An 8,739-nucleotide genomic window follows, 5' to 3' on the forward strand; every position below is an offset into this window, starting at 1 on the left:
ATAAATATTCACTCTGACTAAATAATGAGCTATCTTTGCATGTATAATCCAATTATATCACTATAATAACTCAAATATCATTTTGTGTATATGCGTTTACATTTACTTAAAATACTGACAATCTTATCCATAGTAATATATCCTTGTTATGCCTATTCTCAAAATAGTGTAAAAGGAAGTATCAAGGATAACTATAATAATAGCATAACCGGTGCGGCAATAGCTATGCGATTACAAAATGATACCCTATTCGTCAGGGGGTGTATCTCGGATAATAATGGAAAGTTTCAGATTGATGATTTGCCATCCGGTGATTACAGACTGTCTGTCTCGTGTTTAGGTTTTACTTCTTATGCAGCAGACATTAGCTTGAAACAGACAACAACGCTTGATGATATAGTTCTTAAAGAAAAGGTAGAGAAACTGGATGAAGTGGTTGTCAAAGGCAATTCAAGGATAGAAAAAGCAGAGAAGTCCATATTGATACCAACGGCATTGGAGAAAAAGCATAGTGTCAACGGATTCGATTTGTTGAGTGTCATGCAGATTCCGGAACTTGATGTTTCTTCTGATTCCAAAAGCATATCAACTGTGACAGGCGGCGAAGTCGTCGTCTGTATAGACGGAATGGAAGTCCTACAGGAGGAAATGAAAACCTTATTGTCAAAGAACATCCAGAAGATAGAATATGTACGTTCTCCAAGCGGCAAGTATGCAGGGAAAGCGGGCCTGATTAACATCATAACCAAGCCGAAAGATTTCGGAGGCAATGTATATGTATCCGCCAAGCAAGAATTTATCTATAAAAATGGAGACTATACTGCATTTACTGATTTCACAAAAAACAAATGGAGTTTCTCTCTGACAGCTTCTGGTGACTGGTCGCGTTATTCCAGTTATACCGAGGGTAATGAACATTTCACATTTCTGGACGGGAAAGAGTTATCACGCAACACCGCCAACAAAAGTTCGTTGTATAAGGACAATAACCAGGCAATAAGACTGAAAGTGACATCTGCCGGTGATAATTACAAATTCAATTCATATATCTCATTGAATAGACAGGAGCAACCGGGTAACGAAGTCATACAAAATACATATTATAGCGGTTTTATCGAAAGTCAGGCAGAAAAAAACAAGAATTCCTCCGGAAGAAATCTGTCTCCCTCATTTTATGCAAATTATTCTGTCGATCTTCCCCATAATCAAAGTCTGGGAATAACCGGAGCGGCTTCGTTTGGCAAGAATAAGTATTCAAGCCTGTATAATGAAAATAATCAGGTCATTTCATCCATGGTGAACGAAGACAATTATGGTATATCTGCAGACGCCATGTATGCCAAATCATTCAAGAATAATATGAGATTTGCAGTAACACTGTCTCATGACCATATGACATATAAGGATGTCTATAGCGGTTCATCCAAAGGAACCCAGAGATTGTCAACCGATGTAAGCCAGGGACTTTTGGAGTTCAGTCATTCCGGTACAAAATATTATTATTATGTGTCTGCCGGTTTGGCAAATTCACATATTGTACTGAATGGCAAAGCCTATAATTATTCTAATCCGGTCGCCTTTTATGGCGTGAATTATGCTTTCAACAGCAATCATTCATTGAATCTGAACGGATACTTCGTACATACTTTGTTCGATCCATCCAATAAAAACTCTATGACCGTGCCCGTATCCTTCTTTGAAAGTGCCCAGGGCAATCCTGATGCAGAGCCTTTGAAGGCATTCGGAAACATTGTATCCTACAATGGCCAATTCGGGAACTTCACATTCAATGCCTCTTTCAACGGTTATATGTATTTTGATAATATGGTTCATAAATATTATGCCGACAATGACATCATTTATAATACCATGGTCAATGACGGTACTTTCTATGGCAATATGTTGACTGCAACACTGACCTATGGAGCATTCAACAACACTTTGCGGTTTAGCGCTACAGCTATTGAAGAATACAATATGGTACGTGGGGATATTTATGACTTGTCAAAAAACATTCTTAGAGCAAAACTTTCTGCGACTTATCTTCTGAAAGGCTGGAGATTCAAATTCAATTACCGTACCCCATACAAGGCAATCAATATCCGGGGGCCTTATTTTGTAACAAACAAGCCGGTGTATGAATTGCAGGTCGGCTGGACCCATAAATCATGGGATATTGAAGCTTTGGTAAGAAATCCTTTCAGCAAATATTACAAAGAACATATAACCATGGATTACGGATGCTACAATCAGGATATCTGGACATTCAGTGAGCCAAACGGGTGCAATGTAGCATTAAAACTTACTTATAGTTTCAGTTATGGAAAAAAGACAAAACGAGGTGATATTACTGTTGATAAATCCACTAAGGATGCTATCTTGAAGGGGTATTGACAATGAGATTTTTTATGTGAACACTTCGTAATGGCAAAATAAAATAAGGGAGAATCTTTCGGCATATTGCCTCAGGTTCTCCCCTTTATGATTGTACTGTATTACTTAGTTTGAAGGGTATGCACTATTTTAATCGCAGTATCCAATGCTGTATCAGTTTTACCTAACGCATCATCCAAGGTATATTCAATATTTGTGTCCGGCAAAACTCCTGTGTAAACAATATCAGAGCCATCAGGGTTAGAAAATCGGCAAAACGAGATCTGAGCCCAATAGCCATGACCGTAATCATTTACTTTTGGAGAACTGACCACTCCGGCTGTCGATGTGCCAACTAAGGTAGCAAGTTTCAAATTCTTCATCGTCACGGCAAAATCTTCGGCTGCTGAAGCCGTAAATCCATCGACAAGTAAAATTATTGGCGATTTTATTCTCAATGAATCAGGTATTTTACTTTTTAGTGGGTCTAATTGAATCGGCTGCATTGCAACGCCATTATAATAATCGGCCATTTGAGGTACGTTTTTTCCATACAGTTCGATAGCTGTATTAGAAACTCTACTTGAAAGCTTAATACCATCTTGAACATTCACATCTGGATCTGCTATATATTGTATAAGATTATGCCACGATTCATCCGTGCCGCCACGGTTTCCTCGTATATCAAAAATGACTCCTTTGGACGATATAAATTGCGACAGATGTTTTTCAAACTCTTCCTTCACCGATTGAGGCTTAGCAAATGTGGTCATCTTCATATAGAGAATATCACCGGGTAGATTCATTACATAACATATACGATTATCCCGATGAATAAGCCAGTCTGAAATATCCTCATACCCTATGATACCCGTTGTTAAAGAAACGTCTTTTATATTTCCGCCGGGAGTCTTAATGCTGAAATTATAATGAGTATCCTTATTACCTGTCAAAAAGAAATCCAACGCTTTCCTTTTTCTCCAATTATCATTAGAAGCCGGGACAATCGGATATACCTGTTTTTGCAAGTAATCCATTAATGGTTCGCCTTCAACTTCAACAATCTGACTGCCAATGGGTATTTCTTCTTTTAGGGTTATGGGAATATTAGTCACAAATAATTGATCTTCGACCCAAGAAAAGATAACAGGCACTTTGTACCTTTTTATATTGTTGTCATTAAATTTTGTATGCCCATCATTAAAAGTAGAAAGGAATTCAGCCATGAGATTAGAAAAATGCTGTTCGCTTTCTGCATGTAGAACTTTAGGGATATACTCTTTGTAGAGACTATCGGGGTCAACCTCCTTAAATCGTTCAGGAAAAGCAAAATTCTTGCACACATCCTTCCATACAGAAGAAAGGATATATATCCGTTCACTTGTGGTAGTCTGAGCTTTCGCAGGTATATGTATTGCGAATAAGCTGATTAATACAATATTGAAGAGTTTTTTTTTCATTGTTCCATATTTCTAATTATATCTAAAGATAGAAATTATATTTTTATATATAACTGAAGTGAGGGAGAATTTTTCGGTGTATTGCTGTTATATTCTCCCTTAAACTCTATGAAATACAATACGTTTACTGTTTCTCTGCAAATGGAATGGTCTCCATGTACATATCCTTTAAGTTGATAATCACTTTGGAAAACTTTTCCAGTGCGTTTAAGCCGAGCACACCGTCTTCTGTGCCATCGGTGTTGCAGTTTACATTCATCAAATTGCAGATGTGCTGCTGCCATTCATAAAACTTAGAAAAACTGATATAATAATCTATCTTGGAATTTGGTAAAGTAAAATGCAGATAGTTGCCGAAATATACATCAGGGCATCCTGTTTCTCCTTCCACTCTCGCGATGCTTAACTTCTCCATCGTATGGGCCAAAGTGGATGCACCAGAGTAAGTCTTGTTGTTCACAAGAATAATAGTCTTGCCATGATACAACTCCGCTTCTTTCAAATTACTCTTGACTGGAGTATCTTCCATTACAAAAAGTTCTCCGTCCGGCAAATTGCAGATTTGCCTGTATATTTCCGGATGCCTGCCTTTATTATAGGCTTTGGAATATGAACTTACCTTCAACAGACTCTTGGAATATAGCGAATAGTCCGGATGCGGGAAATAGGAAATAAGCCTTTCAACACACTTGCTTGAACCGCCTGTGTTATTCCGTAAGTCAATGGTTATCTCCGGTATTTTTCTGCGGTTTATTTCCTTAAAGACTGAATCACAAAATGCTTTTAGTTCAGTTTCCTGGAATACATTACGAATGGTGAGAGTTGCCTTTGTGAAATTGGAAGAGAAACTGCAACTGAAACTTTCAGGTCTTTTCTTGGATTGTCTTTCCTTGATGACTTTTATGGCCACACTTTGCGGAACTCCTTCCAAATATATATCTTCCATCTTATCACCACGTTTTACCGTAAACTCATACGACTCGCCCCATCTGTACATGTACCACAACAATGGAGACCAATAGGTGTTTACACTGCCTTCTTTTATGCCATTATCTTTCTCCGACCCCCAAAGGCTATACATCCGTCCAAGTATATCTTTTGAACGGATTCCGTTAATACTGAGAATTGTATCACCTTCACATACCCCGGAATTATCAATCACCGGATAATCTACAATAAAGAAATCTCCGGATGCTTTTATTCTCAGTGGCATTGTCTTGCCATCTTTCTTTGCGTTAGCAATCAGGTCGTTGGTAATAGGCGGCAGCATCATACTATGGCCATCCCTTATATTAGCCATAAAAGGAGCTATTTTCAGATAGAAGTCGGATATGCTGATTGAATCAGTCATGGAGGACTTAATCTTGGTTTTGTTGTTTTCATATTCTTCTCTTGACTGATAGAGATATAGATCCGGGTGTACATATTCTAATTTTGCACATAAAGTGTCAAAATCGGCCATTTGCTGGGCGGGACTTAATTGTTGTCCGAAGACCGGGTTGACTAACCCAAACAAAGCCAATAAACAGTTTATTATAATTTTCGCTTTCATTTTAATATGTTTTTATAATTATATTTTTGGGAATTTTAGTTGATGATACCCATTTGTCGCATCAGGTAGGTTGCATTAAACTCTGATACTATACCTTTTTTCAGTTTATAATCAAAAAGTAATCTATCATTTTGAATTTCAGAAGAAAAATGAAAGTTTTTTATATATGTGGAATATTTATTTTCCAATTCTCCTAATTTTATATCATGAGTTGCAATTATTCCATTAGCATCATGATTAATCAATTTCTCTACAAATGCTTCCGAACCTTTTAACTTGTCGTTGGAATTTGTACCTTTCAGTATTTCATCCAATAAGATGAACAGTGTTTCATTATTATTCAATCTGTCAATTATATTTTTTAGCTTTTTCAATTCTGCAAAAAAATAGGATTCATTTTTTGATAGAGAATCTGATGTCCTTAAGCTGGCAATTATTTGTGTTGGATAGAATGAAAATTCTGTAGCATATACAGGAAGTCCCATTTCTGCTAGAACCAGATTTAGCCCTACAGTTCTGATGTATGTACTTTTGCCTGCCATATTTGCTCCTGTAATAATAAGAAAACAACCCTGATTATTAATATGGATATCGTTTGTTACACATTCTCTATTTATAATAAGGGGATTACCTAAATTTTTTCCTTGAAATACTCCTTTTATTTCAGATATCATAGGAAAAATGTAGTCATGGTGTCTGTCAACATATTGCGAAAGTGAAATGGCTGCATCGAATTGACCTATTTTTTCAAACCATTGGACTATACTATTTTTGTATTGCTCTTTCCACTTTTTCATTCTGAAAATCTGGATGATTTGCCATCCCATTATCCCTTCAAATAGGAAATGTAACATCAGATTTTTTCTTTGATCCAACATACTTCCGATATTATTCCCCTTTCTCATACTTTTTATGGCATCATATTCTGAACTGAACAATGATTCTTTCCATTCACACAATAAGTTTGATTGAAAAGTTTCTTTCGATATAAGTTCCAACAATTCTGCGTAAGTATTCATAGCATGAATACCATTGTAAATATTTTCGTGTAAAACATCAATTTCACGCTCTTTATATAAACTTAAAATGCCAAAAAAGAAAATAGAGTTAATGAGCATATACGGAGTAATGAATCCCCAAATAACTAATAGAAAAACTATACAGTTAATAGAAATAGTTGAAATCAGAAGATATTTTAATGTCCTGAATTTTGCTGGATTATCTTCCTCCTGTAGCCATTGTTTAAATGAACTGATGTCATTATCATTTTCGCGAGAGAATATTGAGCCGGCAATCCTAAAGTTGCATTTGAAGTTACTCTTTGAAGACAATTCCTTTATGGCGTTTTGTTTTTTGATAATCATATCTTTATCAAGATGTGGGTTTGTCACCCAATCTATCAAAATATTTTTTCCTAGGACTGTTACAGTCCTGTTTAAATGGGAAAACAATGAGTTATCCCCCCAGATATCCAGGTCATCAGCAAATGGATGATTTTCATAAGTCTTGTTTGGTATTTGAGTCTCTGATGAATTGTTGAAGTACAATTTATCTTCTTCAGTTAATTGGATATATCGGTAATATACAGCAAGTTTCTTATCAATTTTATTAAGTAGTAAACTGCTGATGATGAAGAGAATACATATAAAGGAGAAATAAAGCCACAACTTAGTGGTACCCCAAAATATATATAAACAACATAAAGTGCTAAAGAATATAATAATTCTGAAAAGAATCAAGAACCTTTCTTTCCTTTTTAATCTTGTAATTTGTTTGATTATATCACAGTTTACTAAATCTTTAATGTATTCCATTTTTTCACCGTTAAATAATATTTGATCTCAGTAATTCATAACAATGGCAATCAACAAATTGACAGTTCTTGAAGCAGGCTTTTCTAAGGGTGCCGCACTTCCTGAAACCGGCTTTTTCGAGAACCTTTATCGATGCCGGGTTATTTTCATAAACATTCGCATGGATCCGTACTATATCGGAATGGCTTAGATAATCTTTTATGGCCTGCCTGAGGGCTTCGGTCATAATGCCCAGGTTCCAATATGGCTCTGCAAGCCAATAGCCCAGTTCTGCATTATACCGCTCAACGTCCGTACCCCTGATGAAGCTGATATTTCCTGCAGCTTCGTGATTGATCTCGATGCAGTAATTGTTCTGTTCACTTTGTCCTTCAACAAAACTTATGAATTGCTCTGCATCCTTTTCCGTATAGGGATAAGGAAGAGCATCACGGCAATTGTCCCAAATCTTTTTATTGTTCAGGTGTCTTGCTAATGCCGGTACGTCTGCTCTGTTCCAGTTTCGCAGTTTGAATGATTTTATTGTCTGGATTTTATTGTCAGACTTCAGGTATCGGATCACCTTACATGGATTCCCGACAGCCACACAGTTTGCCGGGATTGATTTTGTCACAACACTTCCGGCACCAATCACACTTCCTGTTCCTATTGTTATGCCGGCAAGAATTATACTGCCGCCACCAATCCACACATTGTCCTCTACGGTAATAGGAAGAGACCGTGTACGGAAAAAGAGTTCCTCCGAATTTTCATTCCAGTTCTCGACAAATCTTTCGTTGTAGTTTATCGGATGTGTGGCTGTATAGAACTGTACATTCGGGGCTATCAGAACCTGATTTCCTATACGGATATGATTCTCGTCCATCATTGTGCAGTTGTCATTGATGACTGACTTATCCCCAATGAAAATATGCTTTCCGCACTGACATAAGAAATTACCTCCTACTGCCGATCGTTGGCCAATTCTTCCAAGCATATTCCTTAATATACCGCTTCTCTCTGAATCTTCCAAGTCCGGGCTGTCAAGTCTGGCAAGACAGGCTTTAGTATTGGATATCATTTCAAGTACCTCCGGGTTCAGATTGTTGCAATATTCTCCGGACATGAATCGGTCGTAATTGCTTGTATGATGTTGACGGTGTTCTTTCTCCATGTTTTTCTCTATTATGCCCTAAAGATACGCATAATCTGCAAATTCACCGTATTAGATTAATCTTTTTCCAAGTATATGTTCTAATTATTATTGACTAAAAGAAAAAAAACAGAAAATCGTCACTTTTATTTAACAAGAACATTTATTATCTAAATAGTTTTTCTTAAATACAATCTGACCAATTTTCGAGTTGAGTTATTAATTTCAAGTAGTCTCTTATAATTGTTACTTATTTGTTACATAATAAGCTAATTGAAAAATATATTCACTTGATTATAAATATAGTATATTATTTATAAAGGTATGAGCCTAGTTCCCCCTTCCTAAAGAGGGCATTAGAAAAAGACAGTTTAAAGGGGCAGCAAGCTGGATAATTTTGTTATGCAG

The 8,739-nt window shown here is 36.5% G+C and carries 5 protein-coding genes and 1 pseudogene; 1 reads left to right on the forward strand and 5 read right to left on the reverse strand.

Annotated features, from left to right (window positions below; all coding sequences use genetic code 11):
- Window positions 1–90: 90 nt before the first annotated feature.
- Complete coding sequence (locus I6E11_RS13675) at window positions 91–2,394, forward strand: carboxypeptidase-like regulatory domain-containing protein (RefSeq protein ID WP_235338703.1); 2,304 nt, start codon at window positions 91–93, stop codon at window positions 2,392–2,394.
- Window positions 2,395–2,495: 101 nt separating this feature from the next.
- On the opposite strand, the gene I6E11_RS13680 is transcribed toward I6E11_RS13675, so the two are convergent.
- The 5 genes and pseudogenes from I6E11_RS13680 to I6E11_RS13700 form a co-directional block, all read right to left on the reverse strand.
- Window positions 2,496–3,833 carry a S41 family peptidase gene (locus I6E11_RS13680; RefSeq protein ID WP_235338704.1) on the reverse strand — a complete coding sequence of 446 codons (1,338 nt, stop codon included), beginning with the start codon at window positions 3,831–3,833 and terminating at the stop codon, window positions 2,496–2,498.
- Between the two features lie 124 nt (window positions 3,834–3,957).
- Window positions 3,958–5,385 carry a S41 family peptidase gene (locus tag I6E11_RS13685; RefSeq protein WP_235338705.1) on the reverse strand — a complete coding sequence of 476 codons (1,428 nt, stop codon included), beginning with the start codon at window positions 5,383–5,385 and terminating at the stop codon, window positions 3,958–3,960.
- Window positions 5,386–5,420: 35 nt separating this feature from the next.
- Window positions 5,421–7,199: a MutS-related protein gene (locus tag I6E11_RS13690; protein WP_235338706.1), complete on the reverse strand. Its 1,779-nt coding sequence runs from the start codon at window positions 7,197–7,199 to the stop codon at window positions 5,421–5,423.
- A gap of 10 nt (window positions 7,200–7,209) precedes the next feature.
- Window positions 7,210–7,722 carry a GNAT family N-acetyltransferase gene (locus I6E11_RS13695; protein WP_235338707.1) on the reverse strand — a complete coding sequence of 171 codons (513 nt, stop codon included), beginning with the start codon at window positions 7,720–7,722 and terminating at the stop codon, window positions 7,210–7,212.
- A 12-nt stretch (window positions 7,723–7,734) separates the two neighbouring features.
- Window positions 7,735–8,304: pseudogene (locus I6E11_RS13700) on the reverse strand (sugar O-acetyltransferase); the annotation flags it as partial.
- Window positions 8,305–8,739 lie beyond the last annotated feature (435 nt).

Origin of the sequence: Bacteroides caecigallinarum (genome assembly GCF_021531075.1) — a bacterium.
Classification (GTDB): Bacteria; Bacteroidota; Bacteroidia; order Bacteroidales; family Bacteroidaceae; genus Phocaeicola; species Phocaeicola caecigallinarum_B.

Coding starts and splice junctions, on each gene's coding strand:
- I6E11_RS13675 (WP_235338703.1), top strand. CDS start 91: ATGCGTTTACATTTACTTAAAATACTGACAATCTTATCCATAGTAATA.
- I6E11_RS13690 (WP_235338706.1), bottom strand. CDS start 7,199: ATGGAATACATTAAAGATTTAGTAAACTGTGATATAATCAAACAAATT.
- I6E11_RS13685 (WP_235338705.1), bottom strand. CDS start 5,385: ATGAAAGCGAAAATTATAATAAACTGTTTATTGGCTTTGTTTGGGTTA.
- I6E11_RS13680 (WP_235338704.1), bottom strand. CDS start 3,833: ATGAAAAAAAAACTCTTCAATATTGTATTAATCAGCTTATTCGCAATA.